21 protein-coding genes are annotated in these 23,434 nt (G+C 47.9%); 3 read left to right on the top strand and 18 right to left on the bottom strand.

Translation table 11 applies throughout. The annotated features are described in order from the left end of the window. The first annotated feature begins 26 nt into the window (after positions 1-26). Positions 27-1,682: an MGH1-like glycoside hydrolase domain-containing protein gene (locus MKY44_RS11070; protein ID WP_341007072.1), complete on the top strand. Its 1,656-nt coding sequence runs from the start codon at positions 27-29 to the stop codon at positions 1,680-1,682. Positions 1,683-1,854: 172 nt separating this feature from the next. Here MKY44_RS11070 and MKY44_RS11065 read toward each other — a convergent pair whose 3' ends face one another. Beyond that, a complete protein-coding gene (locus MKY44_RS11065) occupies positions 1,855-2,199 on the bottom strand; it encodes a hypothetical protein (protein ID WP_076318676.1) in 345 nt (114 codons plus the stop codon). Between the two features lie 123 nt (positions 2,200-2,322). Between MKY44_RS11065 and MKY44_RS11060 the strand changes: the two genes are divergently transcribed. After that, entirely contained in the window at positions 2,323-2,745 is a 423-nt protein-coding gene (locus MKY44_RS11060; RefSeq protein WP_341007071.1) for a hypothetical protein, read from the top strand. 199 nt (positions 2,746-2,944) lie between these two features. Here MKY44_RS11060 and MKY44_RS11055 read toward each other — a convergent pair whose 3' ends face one another. The 13 genes from MKY44_RS11055 to MKY44_RS10995 all read right to left on the bottom strand — a co-directional run bounded on the left by MKY44_RS11055 (position 2,945) and on the right by MKY44_RS10995 (position 18,965). Beyond that, positions 2,945-6,118 (bottom strand): bifunctional cytochrome P450/NADPH--P450 reductase, encoded by a 3,174-nt coding sequence (locus MKY44_RS11055; protein ID WP_341007070.1) that lies wholly within the window; start codon positions 6,116-6,118, stop codon positions 2,945-2,947. Positions 6,119-6,416: 298 nt separating this feature from the next. After that, entirely contained in the window at positions 6,417-6,971 is a 555-nt protein-coding gene (locus tag MKY44_RS11050) for a glutathione peroxidase (protein WP_341007069.1), read from the bottom strand. A gap of 214 nt (positions 6,972-7,185) precedes the next feature. Further along, on the bottom strand, positions 7,186-7,911 hold the full coding sequence (locus MKY44_RS11045) for a LutC/YkgG family protein (protein WP_341007068.1): 726 nt from the start codon (positions 7,909-7,911) through the stop codon (positions 7,186-7,188). Next, the gene (locus tag MKY44_RS11040; RefSeq protein ID WP_341007067.1) at positions 7,901-9,421 is read right to left on the bottom strand and encodes a LutB/LldF family L-lactate oxidation iron-sulfur protein; all 1,521 of its coding nucleotides are present in this window, start codon (positions 9,419-9,421) and stop codon (positions 7,901-7,903) included. The genes MKY44_RS11045 and MKY44_RS11040 overlap by 11 nt, the downstream gene beginning before the upstream one ends. Beyond that, entirely contained in the window at positions 9,418-10,146 is a 729-nt protein-coding gene (locus MKY44_RS11035; RefSeq protein ID WP_341007066.1) for a (Fe-S)-binding protein, read from the bottom strand. The genes MKY44_RS11040 and MKY44_RS11035 overlap by 4 nt, the downstream gene beginning before the upstream one ends. A gap of 112 nt (positions 10,147-10,258) precedes the next feature. Continuing rightward, complete coding sequence (locus MKY44_RS11030; RefSeq protein WP_091016970.1) at positions 10,259-11,020, bottom strand: DeoR/GlpR family DNA-binding transcription regulator; 762 nt, start codon at positions 11,018-11,020, stop codon at positions 10,259-10,261. Position 11,021: 1 nt separating this feature from the next. Continuing rightward, the gene (locus tag MKY44_RS11025) at positions 11,022-12,515 is read right to left on the bottom strand and encodes a rhamnulokinase (RefSeq protein WP_341007065.1); all 1,494 of its coding nucleotides are present in this window, start codon (positions 12,513-12,515) and stop codon (positions 11,022-11,024) included. 234 nt (positions 12,516-12,749) lie between these two features. Further along, complete coding sequence (locus MKY44_RS11020; RefSeq protein WP_341007064.1) at positions 12,750-13,265, bottom strand: DUF2500 domain-containing protein; 516 nt, start codon at positions 13,263-13,265, stop codon at positions 12,750-12,752. A 111-nt stretch (positions 13,266-13,376) separates the two neighbouring features. Beyond that, entirely contained in the window at positions 13,377-15,179 is a 1,803-nt protein-coding gene (gene pepF / locus MKY44_RS11015) for an oligoendopeptidase F (protein ID WP_341007063.1), read from the bottom strand. Between the two features lie 494 nt (positions 15,180-15,673). After that, a complete protein-coding gene (locus MKY44_RS11010; RefSeq protein ID WP_036608849.1) occupies positions 15,674-16,033 on the bottom strand; it encodes a winged helix-turn-helix transcriptional regulator in 360 nt (119 codons plus the stop codon). 267 nt (positions 16,034-16,300) lie between these two features. Then, positions 16,301-16,864 (bottom strand): 6-phospho-3-hexuloisomerase, encoded by a 564-nt coding sequence (gene hxlB / locus MKY44_RS11005; protein WP_047842632.1) that lies wholly within the window; start codon positions 16,862-16,864, stop codon positions 16,301-16,303. Between the two features lie 4 nt (positions 16,865-16,868). Beyond that, a complete protein-coding gene (gene hxlA, locus MKY44_RS11000) occupies positions 16,869-17,501 on the bottom strand; it encodes a 3-hexulose-6-phosphate synthase (protein ID WP_036670570.1) in 633 nt (210 codons plus the stop codon). Between the two features lie 381 nt (positions 17,502-17,882). Beyond that, entirely contained in the window at positions 17,883-18,965 is a 1,083-nt protein-coding gene (locus tag MKY44_RS10995) for a lactonase family protein (protein ID WP_341007062.1), read from the bottom strand. Between the two features lie 214 nt (positions 18,966-19,179). Between MKY44_RS10995 and MKY44_RS10990 the strand changes: the two genes are divergently transcribed. Further along, positions 19,180-20,109: an AEC family transporter gene (locus MKY44_RS10990; protein WP_341007061.1), complete on the top strand. Its 930-nt coding sequence runs from the start codon at positions 19,180-19,182 to the stop codon at positions 20,107-20,109. Here MKY44_RS10990 and MKY44_RS10985 read toward each other — a convergent pair. From MKY44_RS10985 to MKY44_RS10970, 4 genes are all read right to left on the bottom strand, one after another. After that, complete coding sequence (locus MKY44_RS10985) at positions 20,087-20,677, bottom strand: DUF2062 domain-containing protein (protein WP_036670565.1); 591 nt, start codon at positions 20,675-20,677, stop codon at positions 20,087-20,089. The genes MKY44_RS10990 and MKY44_RS10985 overlap by 23 nt on opposite strands. Positions 20,678-20,735: 58 nt before the next feature. Continuing rightward, positions 20,736-21,194, bottom strand: coding sequence for an OsmC family protein (locus MKY44_RS10980; RefSeq protein WP_341007060.1), 459 nt, complete (start codon positions 21,192-21,194; stop codon positions 20,736-20,738). Positions 21,195-21,214: 20 nt separating this feature from the next. Next, positions 21,215-21,982: a DeoR/GlpR family DNA-binding transcription regulator gene (locus MKY44_RS10975; RefSeq protein WP_341007059.1), complete on the bottom strand. Its 768-nt coding sequence runs from the start codon at positions 21,980-21,982 to the stop codon at positions 21,215-21,217. A gap of 137 nt (positions 21,983-22,119) precedes the next feature. Then, the gene (locus MKY44_RS10970; RefSeq protein ID WP_341007058.1) at positions 22,120-23,250 is read right to left on the bottom strand and encodes an NADH-dependent flavin oxidoreductase; all 1,131 of its coding nucleotides are present in this window, start codon (positions 23,248-23,250) and stop codon (positions 22,120-22,122) included. Between the last annotated feature and the right edge of the window lie 184 nt (positions 23,251-23,434).

The following is a 23,434-nucleotide window of genomic DNA, read 5'->3' as shown; positions in this document are numbered from 1 at the left end:
AAACCAGACACTGTGAGGAGGAACATATGACAGAAGAGATATTAAATCGGCTGCGCAACATTTCGATTATGGATCAAGTTCAGCCAGTTAAACCGGAAGATCAGCAGTTATTACAGGAATGGCATGCCTCGGGTATCCGGTTTGCGGCATCGGGCGGACAACTGGAAGCTACGTATGTTGCAGCTGTGGAGAAATTGCTTGCTTGTATCCTGCCCATGGGAGACAACGATCCTATTTTACAAGAAGGTGGCATCTATCTGGGATGTTGGTTAGAGAGTACAGGTACCATCAATGCGGAGCTGCTGTCTCGCCTGCTGCCTTCCGTATCCGAAACAACGTACCTCGCATTTGCCAAGCAGCAAAGAGATGATGGATTGCTTCCGTATAAACTCACGGCAAACGGACCCTCTTTCCGGCAAATCCAGTTGGTAACTCCGCTGGCACGCAGTGTATGGAACCACTATCAGCTTCATGACAATCATGGTAAGCACTCGCCTTTCCTGAATACGATGTATAAGGCTATGGTTCGTTACGATGAGTGGATTGCACGCAACCGTAATACCCGAAGAACCGGCTGTGTAGAAGCCTTCAGTACGTTTGATACCGGACATGACTTATCCCCCCGTTTCTGGCATGTTCCGGATACACCTTACATGAATGATGCTTCTGCCTATCACCCGGATTCTCCGATTCTGCCTTTTCTGGCACCAGATCTGACTGCCAATATCTATTGTCAGCGCTTGTATCTGTCCCGCATGGCTGAGGAGCTGGGGGAATCAGGAACGGATTGGAAAGCAAAAGCCCAGTCCAGCCTGGAAAGTCTCTTCCGTTATTGTTACAACGAACAGGATATGTTCTTCTATGATCGGGATCGCAATGACGAATTCGTCAGAGTCCAATCCGATGTGCTGCTACGCGTGATGGCCTGCGAAGTCGGCGATCGTGAATTATTCGATAACCTGCTGCGTCGCTACCTGTTGAATACAAGCAAGTTTTTCGCTAAATATCCCTTTACATCGATTTCAATGGATGATCCCAGATTTGATCCCTTTTCCTCCTATAACAGCTGGGGAGGGGCTTCCAATTTCCTGAGTCTGATCCGGGCACCACACGCATTTGAGTATCATCATCGATATGTGGAGTTGACCTGGGTAATGCAGCCAATCTTGTCCGCTCTATCCAAAGATAAGCGATTTGGTCAGGTACTAAGCCCGTGGACCGGAGAACAAGGTTTTACCGAGACTTACTCACCCTCCATCCTCTGTCTCCTTGATTATGTGGAGCGACTATGCGGAATTATGCCTGTTGGATCGAATCAGCTCTGGTTTACCGGACTGCTCCCCATCGATATGGATCATGGCGAGATCGTATCTGGCAACACGGCTTATAGCCGAAAAGTCAAAGGAGTAGAATATGAATTGGTCAACACGCCAGATCGCATGACGGTATATCTGGAAGGCAAGGTTCATCTGGACGGCCCGTCAGGGATCCGACTGGTGACGGATCATAGTGGACATCTGGAGGCAGTCATCGGAATGACCGTTCGCACCGTCGAGGGAGAACTTTTCTATCAAGGAGAGCACATCCCGATTCGGATCAAAGGAAATGAAATGCAGCGTTACACTGATGGAAGTTTCAGAACCGAGCGCGATATTGGCATCATCTATCCTACGTATCGTTAATTGTTTGTATGCAAAAAGCGCAAGTTGCGGAGGCTCACTGCCCCTGCACTTGCGCTTTTCACTTATGCGTGTTTACATTTCTTTATTTCTTATTCATAAGGACACAAGATAGAAATTGACGACCACTTCGGAAATCATTCTCTCTCTGGTTACAGAGGAGATGACTTTCACCTTACACCTTCCGGTTCCACGCCGGGTGACGATAAAATTCAATCGTATCAATATAATTTACCGTGAACTGCTGTTCCACATCCGACAAGTTCAACAGTTTGCGGTCGATTTGCTTCATCCCCATGACCACATCATGCCTTAGCAGGTCCATCGCAATTTTGCCTACAAACCCGCCTTCCATCTCCTTATGCTTGGTACGAAACTCTTCATTGTAGATCAGTTCAGGCGTGAATGCCGCTTCGACGAAAGCATTAACGAGCGTAAGCTCATTGCCCTCGATCTGCACTGCCATATAATAATTGCCACGCTCATCCTTAATGAGGTCTTTATACATCTCTACGATCATGTGAATCACTCCTCTATTATAAAAGAAACCCCGTTAGCCGTAACGAACATGGGCTATCAAACGTACACCTTCCTACCCCGTTCCTTCATATACTAGGTACAAATGGCGAACGGAGGAATACTTATGAGCTGGCAGCATCTCCATACTGGAAAAACACTTCAGCAGCGCCTGGCAGAACTCCAGGGGCACCTTGCAGAACTGAATACTCCACTCTCCGGGTTGGAACCGGGACGTATTCGTCGTGTCTATCCAAAGCAGTTTATCAAAGTAAACCGGCAGTTATTCATTCCACTCAGTCTGAATTCCATTCGGGTATTTGATATTCCTCGAACACGGCGAGGCGTCAGAGTGGGAATCCGCACGACTTTCCCTTCCAGGAATGCATTTAACAATATCAGACTTGTGGGCGTGGGACTGGATTATCTTGAACTCCAGGGAAAAGGCAGAGTCCCTTCCCGTATATTATTTCCTCTCTCCAGCGTCGAGTCAATCTATCGGCCAACCACCGGAAGAAAAAACCTGAAACGGCCTTGTAGGCGGAAGTAAAGCTGGTTCTTTTCGCAAGCCATATAATGGTTCCCGAATGTCTGCATACGGGTGCTCCCTTCCAATATATAATTATAACCCATGCAACCACTTATCTGCTGAAGAATCATTTTATGTCAAAAAGCGGTGAGAACAGAACTGCTTCTGTATCTCACCGCTCAGCCAGTTACGGATCAAGCTGACCCTTCACATGTGTATATCAGATGCCTGTCCATACATCCTTGGCATAACGACCTTCCTGCTGAAGCTTATTAAGCCAATCTTCTGCTTCCTTCGCGGACTTGCCATGAATATCAGCGTATGCCTGCTGGAGTGTAGCTTCCACATCAGGTGCCATCTTGCTGCCATCACCGCAGATATACAGATGCGCACCCTCTTCAAACAAAGGAATCAGGTGACGGGCATCGTCTCTCATCAGATGCTGTACATAACATTTCTCCTCCCCGTCTACACGGGAGAAGGCAGTATGAAGCTTCACAAGCCCTTCTTGCTGGGCTGCTTCCAATTCATTTTTGTACAGATAATCATGCTCGGGATTCCGGCATCCAAAGTACAGGTGGGCTTCGCCAACCTCTTGACCTTGTTCCTTCAATACATGCCTTGCTTGCAAGAAACCTCGGAATGGAGCAACACCGGTACCCGGCCCTACCATGATAACGGGAACCTGTGCATCCTCCGGCAGTTGGAACCCGGATTCCGGTGTCCGCGTGAACATGACGATCTCGTCACCCGACTTCAGGTTAGCCAGATAGTTGGACGCAATACCTTTGTATTCTCCCTGCCCACTCCATGCAGGGGCACGCACAACACTAACCGTAATACTCGCTTGATCGGGCTGAACACGCGGTGAACTGGAGATAGAATAATATCTGGCTTTTAATGAAGGCAATAATTCAAGGAAACGCTCAAACGGCAGTTCACATGCCTCATATTTCACCAGATAATCCAGCATGGAGATCCGTTTGTTCCGCACTTCATCCATATACACAGATTCATCAAGCAGAGCTTCAAGTTCTTTCTTATGCGGTGGACATACTGTGTATGCTGCCATTTCTCTCAACTGGGCACGAGTTGCCGCCTCCTGAAGCTCAACGCTATGACTGAGCAGATCATACAGGTTCACCGGTTGATGCAGCGGCAGATGCGCGGCACTGCGACCGGATACATCCAGAACGAGATGCTCCGTTCCGGTGAAGCCATAACGACGCAATACACGTTCCACCAGCTCCGGTGGGTTCTGCGGCAGAATGCCCAGGTGATCCCCTTCCTTGTAGGTTATGCCTTCAGGCAATTTGATCTCCAGGTGACGTGTGCTGCGTTCACTGCCCGCGTCGTGAAGCTCCCTGTTCTCAAGTACTTCTGCCACATGAGCATCATACGTATCCGCAAGCGGTGTTACAGCGAGCCCGCTGACAAACTGTACAGATAGGGAGCTGCGTTCGCTATTGGAGCTTGTGTTTAGCTTCAATCCCATCGTTCGTGCGAGATCCGGCCATAATTGCTCCGTCCAATCCCCCACCTGTTTCTCGAAATCTCCACTGGCATCGGACTCACCCAGCGGCGATAAGCGCTCTGCTCCCCTAGAAGACAATTGTTCATCTATTAAACGCGGAATACGCTGATAGGTGCTGGCCCAGTTGTGGTCACCACATCCAAGAACGGCGAAACGCACACCTTTGAATTCATTGGCATCCGCGTGTTCAATCCACTCGACAAACATCTTGGCATTACTTGGCGGCTGACCGTTATAGGATGCACTGACAATAATGACGGCACCCTCCTTTGGCAGTTTGCCAACACGATCATCCAGCGCAGCGACCTCACTCCGAAAACCCTGATATCTGGCGGTATCCGCAATTTCACGTGCAATGCCTTCAGCGGTGCCCAGATTGGAACCGTACAGAACAAGCATCGGTGTGTGGTGGGCATTTGCTGCATCCGGCTCTGTTCTTTTGGCAACCGGCTTTGGTTCTTCGACCGCTACACCCGGAACGGCCATGACTGGTTGCCCGCCACGCGCACGTACACGAATTGTGAAGTTATCCGGTTTAAGCGTCAGCGTTTCTTTCACTTTTAACTGATAATCAGAATGATCTATGAAGTCAAAATGCTTCAACACCATGCCCAGTACCAGCGTTGCTTCCTGAAGTGCAAACTGCTGACCAATGCAGGCCCGTTGACCGTTACCAAAAGGTTTATAGGCATCATGCGGCACTTTGCTCGGATCTTCGAACCGTTCCGGGCGGAATTCCTCTACATCGTCTCCCCAGGCTTCGCGGTCGCGATGCAACTTGGGAATAAGTACACTGACGCTGTCTCCTTTTTGCAAAGGATATTGACCCGCAAGTACGGTGTCCTCTTTTGCATACAGAGAAAATGCCGGGGCCGTCGGCCATAACCGCAATGCTTCATTCAAAACCATACGAACGTACTTCAGATTGCGAACCTGGTTGTACGTGGGAACCGGATCTTTCAGAATCTGATCCACTTCTGCTTGGGCCTTAGCCAGCGTATCCGGATTCTTCATCAGATAATAAACGGCGAAGGATAACAGTCCACTTGTGGTCTCATGTCCAGCAATCAGGAATGTAATAATCTGATAACGGATGTTCTCATCATCCAGTGTTTCTCCCGTTTCCGGGTCCTTGCCGCTGAGCATGTGGGACAACAGATCGTCTGCCCCTTCCTGCGGTTTCTCTTTACGCTCGGCAATAATGTGATCTACCAACGAGAACATGGAACGGATATCCTGTTCAAACTGTTTCTTTTTGGTGATCATCAACTTGTCTTGCAGACGCAGTCGCTGCAATGAACTCATGGATTCATCCAACGCCCGAACCATGCTCGTAATGAATGGATGTGGTTCCTCCCGGTAGAAGCTGTTAAACCGATAGTTGAACCCACACAAGCCAATTGTGTCAAGCGTAAGACGTGTCATATCATCCGGAACGTTAACCGTCTCATCCGGGTTCAACCGTGACCATTTCTGAACCAGCTGCACAGCCAGATCAATCATTTTGTTGTGATATCCCTGCATCGCACGTTGACTGAAACTTGGCAGCAACACGTTATGGGCTTTTTTCCAATTCGGTTCTTCGGTCCAACTCGTAAACAGTCCATCTCCTGCAAAAGCACGAACCTTCGCAAGGGGTGCCCACACCCGTTTGTCGAATTTGGATTCATCCGTTACCTCAGCGACCAGCTCGTGACCGGAAATATACAATTCACTTCGCCCAGGGTACTCCATACGAAAGATCGGTCCATATTCTTCAGCCAGTTTCACCAGGGATTGCACCGGTTCTTCAAAGTTCAATTGCGGCAAATTGCCCAGTGGGCCAAATGTTTTCGGTTGAGGCACTGAAATTGGTGGCATGACGCTCACTCCTTCTTTCCAAGTTAAGAGTTATACAACTAAAAATAATGACTTGATTTACAGACGCGATTACACTTACTCTTCAGATCAACAGATTCAAGTTATTTTTTGCACATTTTCATATTTCATCCAGATAACGATAAAACCATCAAAGAACTAACTGACCGAAATGGTATATTGGTCAGTTTTGATTAAAAAAAATGGAGGACCTCGTTATCTTCTTTTACCCTAACATTTCCAGTTCTAATCTTCAACAGTCCCAAAGTCATAGGACCTCAGGACAGGGATTACGATATACCTATGATTTCTTCAACAGATTCTGAATAACCGACTCCATCTCTAATGGAGCTACTGTCGTTTCATAACGGCCATGGACGTCCCCATTACGATCAATCAGGAATTTGGTGAAATTCCATTTGATCCCGTCTCCTTGATACAATTCTGGATGCTTCTCCTTCACAAAGGTGTCCATCCACTCTCCTTCGTTCGTGTCCAGATCATAACCTTGAAATGGCGCTTCTTCAATCAGATAACGGAACAACGGATGCATCGATTGCCCAACGACCTCAACCTTCTCGAGGATCGGAAAGGATATCTGAAACTGACTCCTGCAATACTCGGCAATCTCAACGCTACTGCCAGGTTCTTTCTCGTTAAACTGGTTGCAAGGAAAAGCCAGAATCTCCAGCCCCTGTTCACCATACTTCTCATACATCTGCTGAAGTTCACTGAACTGGCGGGAGTAGCTACACCGACTTGCTGTATTCACAATAAGCAGAACTTTCGCTTTAAAAGCAGAAAAATCACTCTCGTGTCCATCCATAAACGGAACTTGGTAAGAAAATATACTCATCTGTGCTTCTCCTCCTCTTTCTCTTTTGTATCTCATATGAATTTTCTCTTGAAATGGATTATACACCTCCATTATTAATAGGTGAAATATATAATTAATATAATTTTAATAGCTTTTAACTATAGTAAATAAATAAAAAACTGCCCTCTGCAGTCAAATACTGCATCTAGGACAGTTATCAAAATCATGATGCGCTATCACGATCAACACACCGTTAACCCATAATCAAACCATATACAATGCCTGGTCCATGTACGCCAATGGTTAAATCATTTTCAATATCGGAAGAGCGGCTTGGCCCGGAAATAAAGTGGATGCCTGCCGGAAGATTCTCTCTTCCCGCTTCGTCAAATCGATTCAGCGTCTCACCCAGTCTGGTGTACAGTCGATCCACTGGAATAATGATGATGAGTACCGTAGGCAACAGACTCACTGACCGACCTTTTTCCGGTGAAGAAAGTACAGTGACCGAACCTGTGTATGCTGTTGCATAATCCGCCATGACCACACCGATATCAGCCTCAGCTGCACGTGCCCTCCAGTTCTCATCCGCTTGACTATTCCAGACTGAGATCTGCACATCCGGTAACTGCCCTTCCAATCCGAGATCATTTAACGCCTGTTCATTCTGACGAATGATATATTTCGCACTCAGCTCATGCGATTTGTTGGCAATGAATTGAGACACTTCTTCCATGTTCTGAACCCGGGCAATGTGGGCGCCTACACTCACAAAGTTATCTGTAAATGCTTGAATACGCTTCTCTTCATCCCATTCCACCTCAGTCCAAAAGTCGGGTGCTCCTCGAAAAGGTTGGGTCGGCGCATGGCGTTGCCTTGGTCTCCTCAATTTCGAAGCAATGTCATTCATGAACTGCTCCTGTTTATCAATGGACTTCTTCTCCAATTGTGCAAGCCATTGCTGATGTTCAGTGACCATGCTTAGTACCCTCCCCTTCCTCTCGTTCACGAATAATCTGCTCCATACGGCTGCGAACGGAAGAATCCATAGCCGATTGCTCCTGGTTCAGTTCCTGATCCAGCTTGTTCCATTGCTGCCGGAAAGATTTCTTGGCGAGACTTGGGGCAACCCGATAATTGTTCCAGCCTTTGAGAGGACCCAGCTTGAGAGAAATGCCGTTGTTGCGTACAACTGCCTTCTGCCCGATCTGTCCGAGACGTATGGCCGCACTGAAACGTTTGGAATTGGATACAACAGCGGCAAATCCCTTCATGCCCATGCTTTCCATTTTGTTTCCAAGGCCGTCTTCCACTTTACGCCTGCGTAGATAAACGAGCATATCATGCAATGGAATTTTAACTGGACATGCTTCATAACAGGCTCCGCACAGACTCGAAGCACCCGCAATATCGTTCCATTCATCAATGTTGCCATTGAGTGCAGGAGTCAGTACTGCGCCAATCGGACCACTGTATGTTCCACCGTAGGCATGACCTCCAATATGGCGATATACCGGGCAAGCATTCAGACAAGCACCACAGCGAATACAATTCAGCAACTCCTGGAATTCAGGATCACCGAGCTGTAAGGATCGACCGTTGTCCACGATAATAATGTGCATTTCATCCGGCCCATCCGCATCCGCTGTACGGCGAGGACCTGTGATGCCTGACATGTACATCGTCAGTTTCTGACCTGTTGCAGAACGCGGCAATAAAGTTGCCATGACCTCCAGATCCGTCCACGACGGGATGATCCGCTCCATGCCCATCAGTGTAATCTGCGTTTTTGGAACAGTGGATACCATACGGGCATTACCCTCATTTTCGAACAAAACCATGGAACCTGTCTCTGCAATCGCAAAATTGCAGCCGGTCATGCCGATATCCGCTTCCAGGAATTTCTCACGCAGCTTTTTGCGTACAAATCCGGCAAGTACCGTTGTATCCGGTTCCAAAATTTCGCCGGCTTCCTTCGATAACAACTCTGCGATCTGATAGCGGTTCTTATGGATAGCTGGAATGACAATATGAGAAGGCGCTTCGCCTGCCAGCTGAATGATATATTCACCCAGGTCAGTCTCGATAGCTTCAATGCCCGCCGACTCCAGCACATGATTCAGGTGCACTTCCTCCGACACCATCGATTTGGACTTCACTACCGTAGAAGCCTGCTTGTGCGCCGCAATATCCAGCGCAATCGCCGCTGCTTCCACCGATGTATCTGCAAAATGAATATGAACCCCGTTCGCACGGGCGTTATTCACAAATTCATTCAGGTAATAATCCAGATACGCAATCGTATGCAGACGAATCTGACGGCCACGCTCCCGCCATTCATCCCAGTTTCCATGTTCTTCTGAGGCAGATTTCTTCCCGTTACGCAAACGTTCTGTCGTGAATTTGACTGCTTTTCGCAGAAAATCATCATTCAAGGCCAGTCCGGCACGTTCTTTGACCGTAGTATCCATGGCTCCCGGTTGGCTCATCCTGTTCGCACCCCCTCATACAGTAGTTCCGCCAGATGCATTACACGCACCGGTTCATTCCGATAACGCAGATTACCTGCGATATTCATCAAACAGGCCATGTCCAGCCCCACCAGCACTTCAGCTTGTGTCTCTTTGACATGATCGACCTTCTCCGTCACCATCGCTCCTGAAATATCGGACATTTTAATGGCAAACGTACCCCCGAACCCGCAGCAATCCTCCGCGAAAGGAAGCGGAACCAATTCCAGACCTTTTACTTGAGAGAGCAGCGCCATCGGTTCATCCTTCACACCAAGCAGACGGCTGCCGTGGCAGGATGGATGATAGGTTACTTTGTGCGGAAAATGTGCGCCCAGATCGGTTATCCCAAGTACTTGTACGAGGAATTGAGTAAACTCATAAGCCTTGGCTTCCAATCGTTTTGCCTTCTCCAACCATACTGGTTCATCCGCGAACAGCTCGGGATAATGATGAATCATATACGTACACGATCCCGAAGGACATACCACAAAATCACTGTCGTCAAATGCTTCAAGAATTGTCTTGGCCGCTACCCGAGTCTCATCCCAGTACCCGCTATTGTAGGAAGGCTGACCGCAGCAGGTCTGCACCGGCGGAAAATCCAGCCGAACGCCATGAGCGGCGAGCAATCTGACCATGGCCTCCCCCACTTGGGGATAGATGGCATCGCTGAGGCAGGTAATGAATAAGGAGACCTTCATAATTACACGCTCCTATTAACTGATTAGTAGATGAATTGACTAAAGAATATTTGCACTAAACACTCCGTTTCGTGTAAATGTTTAGTTCAATTTATATTAAAAAATTCAAAGCTTAAACCGTGATGATACCAATATCGTATCCGCTCAAACGGTCTGTCTGTTCAGCCTCCAATGGCTGATCGGTAACGATCGTATGGACTGCATTTAACCCGGATACTCTGGCGAAAGCACGTACACCAAATTTACTGGCATCTGCAAGTAAAATGACCTGATCAGATATGCCAACCATCTTCTGCTTCAGCCTTGCTTGAAGTTCATTGGACTCACTGATTCCGCCACCTTCGAGATGTACACCTTTGCACGACATGAACATTTTATCCACGTGATACGTTTCCAGAGAACGCTCCGCGAGCGGCCCAACAAAAGACAACGAGCGCGATGCCAGCTGGCCCCCTGTTGAGATGACCTCAACCTTGTCACGGCTGCTGAGTTCAGTGGCAATTTGAATCGAGTTGGTTAAGACCGTCAGCGGGAAATCCGGCATATTCGCTGCCATATAACCTGCCGTTGTGCTCGCATCCAACAGAATGCGATCACCCGGATTAATCATCGCCAGAGCCGCTTGTGCAATCCGCTTTTTTTCTTCCGCATGGGTTGTCTCCCTGATCCGGTAAGGGATCTCCGGTTGATCTTCCTTTACACTCACTGCACCACCGTGAGATCGGCGTAGTCGTCCTGCCTGTTCCAGGCGATCCAGGTCACGCCGGATGGTTTCCTCCGTCACCCGGCAGCGCTCACTAAGCTCGGATACACGCATACTGCCCTTTACGTTCACCATCTCCACAATTCGGTCATACCGCTCGGCTGCCAGCATGTTACACCTCACTCCCCGCTTGTGAATTAGATGAAGCCATCACACGCAGAAATCTGCCGTAAGCATCTTCCCAGATTGACCTGTCCTGCGGCTCATACGCAGTTACCGGAAATGAATCTCGAATGGCCTTACGGGCCTCCCAGATATCTTTAAAATCTCCGCTCGCCATCCATTGCACAGCCATATTCCCGATGGCACTTCCCTCTGCCGGTCCCGCCCATACCGGTTTGCCAATGGAATTTGCAGTCCACTGACATAACAGGCGGTTCTGGATGCCTCCACCGACCATATGCAATCCGTTGAACGTCTGACCCGACAATTGCTCCGTCCATTCCAGAACTCTTCTATACTTCAATGCCAGACTCTCCAGAATTGCCCGGGCAATAGCGCCCTGATCCTCTGGCACCACTTGCCCTGTATCACGACAATACTGGCGTATACGGGTCGTCATATCTCCTGCTGGCATGAACAGTTCATCATCCGGATCAAACAAACTGGCAAATGGAGCTGCCTGTTCCGCCTGCGCCAACAACGCATCGTAGCTAATTCCCTGCCCCTGACGATCCCACTCCCGCATACTTTCCTGCAAAATCCATAAGCCCATAATGTTCTTCAGCAGACGGAAGGTTCCGCCCGCCCCGCCTTCGTTCGTGAAGTTCAAAGCCAGACTCTGGCTACTTATCGCAGGATGATCTATCTCCGTACCCATCAGGGACCAGGTTCCACAGCTCAGATAAGCAAATGAACGCTCCGTTGCAGGAACAGCCACAACGGCTGAACCCGTATCATGCTCCGCAACAGCGATCACGGGGATCGGGGACAATCCCAGATCGTTACAGATACTGCTTCGCAATTGTCCAACACGGGTACCTGGCAGCACGGCTTCACCAAACAGTTTCTCCGAAATACGAATATGCGCCAGCAACTCACTATCCCACTGCCCCGCTGATGGATTGTATAATTGTGTTGTGGTTGCATTGGTGAACTCATTCACCGCTTCCCCTGTCAGGAAATAACGTAGCAAATCCGGAATCATGAGAAAACGCTCTGCTTCATGAAGTAACGGGGAACCGCTGCGTTGAAGCGTCGCCAATTGATACAAGGTATTAAAGCTAAGAAACTGAATCCCTGTACGTTCGAAGATTCGCTGGGAGCTCAGTTCTTGGCGTACCTGATCCATCATGCCGTTAAACTGTGTATCACGGTAATGATACGGGTTACCAAGCAACTCACCCTTACTGCCAAGCAGACCAAAATCAACGCCCCAGGAATCGATCCCCAGGCTCTCTGGAGTTTCTCCCTGCTGTTTCACAAGCGTAAGCCCTTGCAACAATTCATGATGCAATCGCAGAATATCCCAGTGCATCCGCTCGCCAACCTTCACCGGTTCATTCTTGAACCGGTGAATTTCGCTTGTTTCGATCCCTCGATCATTCAGATGTCCCAGTAACGCTCTCCCGCTCCCAGCGCCCAAATCATAAGCCAGCACACTCACCGCGCTTCACCAACCTTTCGAACCAATCCTATTTTCCAAACGGTATCACTTGATTCAGTCCGTAACCCTGTACTTTATTCTGTATTTGTTGTTTGTTTGTTTTTGTTTAATACTGTTTAACTTTATTTTACGAGTATATCACCATTGTAAGCGTTTGAATACCCTGCGGTTTTTCTTTCTTTTGGGTATACCAAAAACGACTCTCTCCCACCTGGGAGGAGCCGCATTTCTTTTTTACGTATAAAATTGACCTTTGCTTACCCCCGACTGGGGCTGTACATCTCTCTCAAAATGCTTGAATCGTGTCCCCTGATACGTCAGCATCCCTCGATCATTTTCCACCATCATGCCATAATGGTTTCCGCCAACGATCAGTTCAGTGCGCTCCCCATTGTCGAATTCAAATGTAACATAATACCGGGTAGTCGCACTGCTATCGCCGCTGCCACCTGAGACTTCCGTTCGTTTGGCCACCACCGTTGAGTGCAGGGTTAACAAGGCTGCTGCGTTATTTGACATCCCTGAGCGTATGCCTGAAAAAATAACAAAAACAATGACTCCCGCAATGATGAGAAATATGGCGCCAATGAAAATCGAAGCAAATGCATTCATTGTAGCAAACTCATTAAATCCCGAAAAAAAACCACCCTGATTGCCTTCAAAACCTGGTACCCCATTCATGTCGTCAAACACACCAAAGCCGTCTACGCTTAATCGGCCCAGCGATGAGGACACGCTCGTTAACGCCATTCTTCATCGTTCCTTTCCCCTTGCAAAAATAAGATGCACCGCCCCCCACGCAAGGAAGGCGGTGCATGCAGACAACCCGTTCTGCCTTGTCCGTATACTATATGAACCAGATCAGGAATACAGACGTTCAAGTTCGTCGACCAGACTGCCGACATAAGCAACTGCAGAACGAATCGGCTCAGGTCCGGACATATCCACACCCGCGAGCTTCATTAACTCCTGCGGCGTGAGACTTCCACCCGCTTTGAGTGCTTCAAGCCAGCGATCTACCGCAGGCTGTCCTTCTTCCCGAATCTGCTGTGCAGCCGCTGTAGAAGCCGTCAAACCTGCCGCATAGGTATACGGATATAGTCCCATATAATAATGAGGCTGTCTCATCCACGTCAGCTTGGCCCCTTCATCAATTACCAGATCAGGTCCCCAGAATTCGGAAAGGATGTCTCCTTTGAGCTGACTTAACGTCTTCGCCGTAATGGGCTCATCATTGGTTGCGCGTGCATAGACCCTGCGCTGCAATTCACCTTCCAGCAGATGTGTAACGAAGTTATGGTAATACGTGTTCAACAGTTGCAAAATGACCCAGCGACGCATTCTCGGATTATCGGAACGCTTCAATAGATGATCTGCCAGCAGCATTTCATTCATCGTCGATGGTGCCTCAATGAAATAAAGAGATGGCCGTGTGTTCGTGAGCCGTTGGTAACGTCCCGCAAGCATGAAGTGGCCCGCATGCCCCACTTCATGGGCAAGCGTAAATGCTCCGCGCATATTGTTTGCCCATGAAATTAAGATATAGGAGTGTGAACCATATATAGAGGAGCAAAATGCCCCTGTGGATTTGCCTGCATTATCTGCGTAATCCACCCAACGATCACTGAATGCGCGCTCTACGATCTCGCCATACTCCGGCCCAAGCACATCAAGTGCTTCTCGAATGAGTATGCACGCCTCATCATATGTAATGGCAGGGCTAAATTCAGGATCAAGCGGCGCCTTCAGATCACAAAACATCAGTTTGTCCAGACCCAGCTCACGTTTCTTGAGAGCCGCCAGTCTGCGCATATGAGGTGCGAGTTCCTGCTGGATAATATCCAGAATATTATTGTACATCTCTTTGCTCACTTGCTGTGGGCTGAGAAGCATATCTGTAACATCGTCGTAACCACGCAACCTGGATAAAACAACCTGTTTTTTCACTTCGGTTGCATAACCTTCTGCGAACGTATTTTTGTAATCATTTAATGTCGAGCTGAATGCAGCATAAGCAGAACGGCGCAGCTTGGTATCAGACGACATCTCATAATTATTTTCATAGAATGACCAGGACAGTGGACGATTATTGTCCTCTCCATCAAGAGCATCGTCAAACGTCATGTCTGCCAGTTTACCGCGCAGATAGATACGGTATGGCGAATCCAGCACCTCTCCAAGTGAAGCAAGTACCTTCTCGGTCTCAGGCGTGAGCCGATGTGCTTTTTCTCGAATCAAACGCTCCAAACTGCGGGCATACGGCTCCAATCCCGGAAGTTCTTGAATATAACGCTCTACAGTTCCATCCGGCAGATCAACGATCTCCGAATTGACAAAAGACAAGGACGATGACAGATTTGATAGGATATCTCCTGCTTTAGCTGAATTCTCAATATTAACCGGATTGGTGCTGTCCTCTGACTGCTTCAGACGGGCATAAGAAGCCGTCTTGCCGATCCGCTCTTGCAAAGCTTCACGCGCATCCAGACAAGCCAGCAATTGTTCAGCGCCTTCGCCTAGACGCCCTTTGAACGTTTCGATCTGGGCAGCAGCCTGAGGAAGTGATCGAAGCTCCTGCTCCCACTCTACATCGGTTACAAACAAGTCTTTCAGATCCCAAGTTGTTTCCTGATTTACCTCAGCACGTGTACGTATTTTTTCCATCTTTAGTTGTCATCCTCCTTGCATTTTCCAATATCTCTCATCGTATCATATTCCGCGCATCTATACATGACATCTACTAAAATGGTTCAGGGAAGTATAGATTGGACTAAAGATTATTCACACTTCCCACTCCGATGACAGAACAACCTTCCGATCGCTGTTATCCCCAGATTTTTTGATTCCCTTTTTCAAAGGTGAAAATCCGGTGATAAAGGCGCACGCTTCCGCTTCTTCAGGTTCTTTCTGTCCTCTACGTTCTCGTGTGAATGTTTAGTTCCATCTATATAAAAGGGGTATCTAGGATAAAGGCCAGTATATGCTTCCGATGTAGCTTTCTTTCAGAAAGCTTTTAGCTCCGCTTCTTAAGTCTATTTCTGTCCTCTACGTTTCGTATAAACTTTTGTTCATGTGACCATGGTCTGAAAGTAAATAAAAAAACCGCCAGGTAATGGAAGAATCCATTTACCCGGCGGTTCATTATAGAGCTTACTTATTTAGCTTTCTTTCCAGATTACATTTTCACCGTAATTTTTACCCCAGTTATACATCGCATGCAGGACGGGCATCAGGCTCTGACCGTGATCTGTCAATGTATACTCCACCCGTGGAGGCACTTCTGCGTACACCTTGCGCTCAATCAGTTTGTCTTCCTCCAGCTCACGAAGCTGGTTAGTCAGCATCTTCTGTGTAATATGAGGGATTAGGCGTTTCAGCTCACTGAAACGTTTGGTACCTTCCAGACCCAAATGCCACAAAATAATCAGTTTCCATTTGCCACCGATCACCGCAAGGGTCAATTCCTTCTCACAGTTGATTTCCTTCAGATTAATCCGTTCCTTCACTTCGGACGCCATGGCTCCGAGCCCCCTCATCTTCAATCTTATATCGGGTATATTACACATATCACGGGGACACTTCACACGAGGTAAGCTTTCCGCTCCATGCATGATGTAATAAGTACATTCATTCGATACAGCTATCTATTAATTCTACTACAGCCTGGTCGGGATGCAAAGTTTAACTGTAAATCACGGATAAAACCTATACACATGAATGACTATGTATCGCAGAAAAGACCAGAACCCTTCGTAATCAAAGGATTCCGGTCTTTCATCTATTCACTATTCCAGGTTCGCGTGGCGGCCAAACATATCCGCTCCGGTCATACCCTTCATTTCCATCATCGTAAGGATGAGAGCATCCATGCCGATTAACAGTCCTTGTTCGAACAACGAGCCCATCGGCTGAATGGTTACTGCCGCTCCGGAAGTTGCTGTGTCCTCTTTGGCTGAAGCCGGAAGGCGCACTACCGTAGTTGCCAATTTCCCAATCGTGGACTCTGGCTTAATCGTAATGAGACCTACAGGCGCACCAGCTTGACTAGCCTTTTGAGCCATGGCTACCAGACTGCCTGTCTCTCCTGAGCCAGAGCACAGCAAGAGGAAATCCTTCGAGCTGATTCCAGGTGTTACGGTCTCGCCCACCACATATACACGAAGCCCCATCTGCATCAGTCTCATGGCAAAAGCCTTCCCCATAAGTCCTGACCGGCCTGCTCCTGCTACAAAAATCTGTTCCGCAGCCAGAATGTGCTCAGCCATCGCTTGCATCTCTGCATCGTCGATCTGGCTTAACGTACGTTCCAGCTCCTTCAAGATGTCAGCTGCGTACTGTGTTTTGCTCATCTGCTTACCCTTGTTTAACGAGACGTTGCATTTCAGCTGCAACTGCCGCTTTGTCTGCTTGTCCTGTGATACCGCCGCCTACAATAACCAGATCCGGTTGTGCTTTGATTACTTCTGGTAATGTTTCCAGCTTGATTCCACCAGCGACAGCCGTTTTAGCGTTTTTCACAGCTGCTTTGATCGTTTGCAGATCTTCGAACGGGCTTTGTCCTTCAGCTTGCAAATCATAACCTGTGTGTACACAGATGTAATCTACGCCAAGCGCATCAATTTCACGAGCACGTTGTTCAAGGTTAGGCACGTTGATCATGTCCACAAGAACTTGTTTGTTTTGTTTCTTCGCTTCTGCTACTGCACCTTTGATCGTGCTGTCATTGGTTGCCCCAAGTACAGTGATCAGATCCGCACCAGCTTCAGCTGCTTTCATGATTTCATAACCACCAGCGTCCATGATTTTAAGGTCTGCAAGAACTTGCAGATTAGGGAATGCTTCTTTCATCGCTTTTACCGCGTGCAAACCTTCATTAATAACGATTGGAGTACCAATCTCAACGATATCAATATATTGTTCAACCTCTTTAACCAGTGCGATACCTTCAGGGATGTTTACCAAGTCGAGTGCCAATTGCAATTTCATCATTTATTTCTCCTTTGTTGTTCAAGTATGATTCGTTCCTGTAAAAATAATAATCCGATATTTAGCCTGCACCAATTTGTCTGTTCAGATGCATGCAGTGTTTGTTTTGGCTACTCACTCATTGTAGACCCTGACTATCCATTCAGGAAGTACGCACTTTGAAGTGGGGTAGTTACTTGGGCGATACTATTGATAATTTTTCGTTGTTAGGTGAATCAAATATAGAATTAATCCTCTATCCCAATCCACACGCTTACAGCAGAACAGCAGCCTAATCATCCAATTATGTATTCAATATAAAAGACCCCGCCACATGGCAAGGTCTTTATCTTTATCGTTTCATTTTCAATCCAGCCAAAGCTGGTTTAGAAATTTATCATTTTACAGATATACAGGTTTCACGCATACCGGCTTGGATACACCTGTGCTGTGACCTGTGTATTTCAGACGTCCGCTCTCCTGGTCTACCGTGAATGTCACGAGGTTGTTCGTATCACGGTTAGCTGCGATCAGCAATTTGCCGTTAGGTGTCAGAGCAAAGTGACGCGGGTGCTCACCTTCTGCAGATACATGTTCAACCAGTGACAGGTGACCTTTGTCTGCATCTACTGCAAATACAACGATGCTGTCATGTCCACGGTTAGAACCATATACATAACGTCCATCATTGGAAACAGTGATTTCGGCTGTTGTATTCTCTTTGCCATCATATCCATCAGGCAGTGTGGATACTGTAGACAATTCAGTCAACGTACCCGCTGCTGCATCATATTTGAACGAAGTAATGGAAGAATCCACTTCATTGATGACATATGCGAACTGACCATTCGGGTGGAACGCCAAGTGACGTGGGCCAGCTCCCGGATGTGTTTTGGTTTCACTGTGCAGCACAAGTTCATTTTTGTCTGCATCAATGGAATAGATCGCGATGTTATCTGCGCCCAGATCCTGTACCATCATGTATTTACCATCCGGGCTGAAGAATGCGGAGTGCACATGTGGCTTGTCCTGACGTTCAGGATGCGCACCTTGTCCTTCATGTTTCTTCTCGTCCAGAAGCGCTCCAACTTCACCGTTATCCGTCAAGGCTTGCAGACCTACCAGGCCACCGTGGTAGCTGGACAGGATCAAGTATTTGCCGGAAGGATCACGCTGGATATGACATGGTGGAGCTGAAATGGAGTCATTCCGGTTCAGCAACGTTAATTTTCCTGTAGAAGGATCAATGCTCAGAGCTACAGCTTCAGACATTTTGTTGCCTTCAGCTGACGCTGTTTCACCAATCGCATACAGTTTGTTACCTTCAGCATCCACGTTGACAAACGTTGGGTTTTTCACACCAGCGATGCCGTCAAGCTTGGACAAGCTGCCTGTATCCTCATTCAATTCATATGCATAAATGCCCTCATTTTCCGCTTCGGCGTAAGAGCCGGCAAGTACGAGCAAGCGTTTTGATTCACTCATTACAGTTTCCTCCTCTATGTGTATGTAATCTTGTTGCACCTCTTCTATAATAAATCTGCCATATCAAAATAGCAATCCGCTGTCGCTGCCCATCAGGAAAATCCTTAGTTAAGCAAGGCGATTACTACACATCATCATACTGAAATCCATTCATATGAGATGCATCTTCTGCTATGATAAGATAGGTTTTTCAACCAGAAGGGACTGAATTGCATTGCTTCACTCATTTTTACTCACGTTATACCATGTGTTCTTGCCGATATCACTTCCCGTGATCGGAGGTATTCTGTTAAAACGCTTCAAGAATTGGGATACCCGGTCGCTCTCGACCTTTTCCCTTTATATTTTGAGCCCTGCGCTCATCTTCAATACATTGCTGCATGCAGAGATTACCTGGACGGATGTCACCAGCACGTTCTGGTTTTCTATTATTAATCTGATTGCTCTGTGGGCACTCGCCGAGCTGTTAAGCCGGATTTTCCGTCTGGGTGCAAGCGAAAAAGCGGGTCTTACCCTCGTCTCCACGTTTACAAACTGCGTGAATTACGGGCTCCCGCTTGTACTGCTTGCCTTTGGTCAGCTTGGACTGGACAAGGCTTCCGTCTACGTCATTGGACAGATGATCATTGTTAATACGGTAGGTATCTTTTTTGCCGCGAGATCCGAATTCACGGTGAAAGATGCGATCCTTTCCGTTTTCCGCATGCCATCCATTTATGCTGCTGGCATCGCCATTGTGCTGCGTGCGTCCAATCTGAGCCTGCCTGAAGCACTGGATGGAGGGATCTCCATGCTGGCTGCGGGCTACTCTCCTGTCGTTCTCGCTATTCTGGGAGCACAGATGCTCAGACCAAAAGGTGCAACGGTGCCTTGGTTGCCCAATGTACGCCGAGCTTTCTGGACCGGACTTGTAGTCCGTCTCGCAGCTGCGCCGATCCTGTCCTGGCTGATTCTGACCGCTCTTCAGGTCGAAGGTACGTTGTTCAGTGTGCTGCTGATCCTCGCATCGATGCCGACCGCAGTGAACGCCGTTATTTTGGCTGAACAGTTCAATGCTTCTCCGCAGTTTGTATCCCGCTGTATTCTGTGGACCACCGCTGCATCCATGTTGATGCTGCCCATTATGATTGTGATGGCTTCCTGATTAATACCGGAGGTGATACCGAAGCGATATCCGCTTGTCGGCGTTTCTCCAACCGGCGTTCATAACGCCGGTTGAGCGCTCTGACGTAGAAGAATTTCACGACAAAGTACGAAATCACACCCAGAATGACACCAAACACGGACATGCCTGCCAGAATATCCAGTCCACCAAGCAACAATTCACTCACGGCCGACCAGTTCCCGCGAAACAGCTCCATGAATGCACTCTCATGTACCGGTCCCTGTCCCATGCTGTGAGCAGGCAAAATCCATGAGCCAATTTGTTTGGCAAGTGGCATCAGAATAATAGGTAAAAACGTAAGTTTCCCGATCACATTGCCAACAATCGCTGCTGGCACCGAACCCCCAGACAGTCGCACAATCGGATAAAATACGAGATAAATCAGGGAAGCGGTCGAGATCACGATCAGTTCCAGTCCGAACCCTATAGCAAATCCGGTAGATACTTTATGGGCACCTCCGGGAGCACGTAACAATTTGAGAAAATTCAGCTTCATAGCACGTGTTAAACGTACCCAGCGGTTAGTCTTGCGCTTCTGTGTGTTCATACCGAATTACTCCTTATTTTACACAAATGACAACTTGAATCGTCTATTCTTCAGTATATCACACCGCGTTAGCTCCTGTAGTAACAATGACCGGTTGTGTCTCCATCTTGACATTACCTGCCACCGCTCGGGAGATCATACAGGAAGATTCAGCCTTATGCGCCAAGCGCTCAGCCTTGGTCAGATCCGCTTCTGAAGCATCTTGGCTGAGTACAATCCGGGGTCTATGTACGATCCGTTCGTACGTAAATACGTTATTCGTAACATCTACCGTTGCTTCCGATTCAAGCGTCAATTCATCCGGCGTAATATCCGAACGCTCCAGCATCGCTGCCAACGTGATCAGGTAACAGGTGGAGGCTGCACCCAGCAGCATCTCGTCCGGGTTAGTTCCCGTACCAGGTCCGCCCATCTCCTGCGGAATCGATATGACCGTTTTTAATCCACCTGCATCGATAGTTCCCTCACTGTTACGCCCACCATTCCATATCGCTTTCAGATGAAAAGGATGTTTCATGACATTCATTCCTTTCTTGTTTACACACGTATACACGTAATATTCTGCTCAATCAATGCGCTAACGTGATCTTCATCTACACCCTGATCTGTAATCACTTTGCCCACACTGCTCATCTCAGCAACTCTGGTAAACGCCTGTATGTTAAATTTACTGGAATCTGCAAGTAAAATGACCTCATCCGCAATATGGATCATTTTCTGCTTCACCAAGGCCTGTAATTCATTGGATTCACTGATGCCTTTGGTCAGGTGTACTCCTTTGCAAGAGAGAAATACTTTATCCACATGATAGGCATCAAGCGAACGTTCGGCCAGCGGTCCTACAAAAGACAGTGACTTCGAAGCCAATTGCCCACCTGTGGCAATCACACGAATCTGCTCCTTGTTACTCAGCTCAGCGGCGACCTTAATCGAGTTGGTTAATACCGTCAGGGGAATGTTTGGCAATCCTGCCGCCATATACCACGCCGTTGAACTTGCATCCAGGGCGATCCGGTCGCCGGATTCCACCATTTTCACCGCTTCGCTTGCAATTCTGCGCTTCTCTTCTGCATGGGCTACAGCCCGTTCCGGATACGGAATCTCCGACTGTAACTCATCCTTGTATTTTACGCTGACCGCCCCGCCATGGGACCGTCTGAGCCTGCCCGCCTGTTCGAGCTTGTCCAGATCACGACGAATCGTCTCTTCTGTCACCCCGCAGCGCTCACTAAGTTCGGTCACACGCATGCTGCCTTGCGTATCCACCCATTCCACTATTTTCTCATACCGTTCAGCTACGAGCATATTCCTTCACTCCAAACCGTTGATTATCCAGTTAATCCTGTTCATCCATCATACCACAGAGCGATGACAAGGAGAATTTGGACCATGTGCAAAAAGAGGGAGCTTTCGCCCCCTCTAATCCAGTCCTGAAGTGTATCTTATTTATCTTCTGCCATAGGGAACCAGCCGGGAGTGTGGATGATTGCATTCCACAATCCGTCAGGGATAACCAGACGTTCCTGATCCGATTTGGTCAGAATCGTCTCAATATCTTCTTCCCGTCCGCTCTCGATTTTCTCAACCCAATCCGGTTCAATAATCAACTCACGTCCAATGGCAAGCAATGGTACTCCCGTTTGGAGTGCCTCAGCGGCCTGATCTGCCGTATGAATTGAACCTACGCCGATCACAGGCAATTTACCGTTCACACGATCCAGGATGAATTCCATTCTTGAACGCGTATCTGCTTCGCCACGTCTTGGCTTGGACCAGAATTCGTTCAGGGAAACGTGCAGGTAATCCAGGTTTTTATCTTTCAGCGCATCCACCAATGCATACGTATCTTCCATTGTGAGTCCCGGTGTTTCCGGTTCTTCCGGGGAGAAACGGTAACCAATGATGAACGGCAGTTTGGTATGTTCGGCAACCACTTTCTGAATCTCATCCACAACAGCAAGTGGGAAAGAAAGACGTTTCTCTACACTTCCGCCCCAACGATCTTCACGTCGGTTGGAATGCGGGGAGAAGAATTGCTGGATCAGATAACCATTAGCACCGTGAATCTCAACACCATCAAAGCCAGCTTCAATTGCACGACGTGTCGCTTCACTAAAGTCTTTGATAATCGAAGTAATCTCGGCATCCGTCAACTCTCTGGGTTCAGGTGATCCTGGACGCTCACTTGCAACTGCACTAGGAGCTACTACTTGACCCGCAGGTACAGCTTGTTCAGGCGTCAGACGGCCCGCATGGAAAATTTGCAATACGGCTACGGAGCCCTGTTGTTTAATGGTCTCAGCCAGTTTTTTCAGACCAGGAATGAAGCGGTCATCATAAACACCAAATTGAGCCGGGAAACCAATGCCCGTCTCTGTTACATGCCCTACAGCCGTAATTGACATGCCAGCACCACCGGTGCGACGTGCATAATAAGCAAGTTCAGCTTCGGATATCGTACCATCAGTATTCGAGGACATATGAGTCATGGGAGCGAGCACGATACGGTTTTTCAGTGTAATGCCAGTCGGTAGTGAAACTTGTTCAAACATCTGGTTAAACTTTGGATTCATTCGTGGTTCCCTCCTGATTATAAATATCTCTTTTAATAGATATATGAATATATGCGTTCGCTTACTGTAATGATTATAGTTACGTTTCACTGCAATTGCAACTTTTCATTTTCTGAAAGGAAAAAAAGAGCAGAGTGTCTCCAGACTCTCAGCCCTCTTCATTTTCTTCACATCATCCAAAAGA

The sequence above is a fragment of the Paenibacillus sp. FSL R7-0026 genome (assembly GCF_038004485.1).
GTDB lineage: Bacteria > Bacillota > Bacilli > Paenibacillales > Paenibacillaceae > Paenibacillus > Paenibacillus xylanexedens_A.
This window is presented reverse-complemented; position numbering and strand designations above follow the sequence as displayed.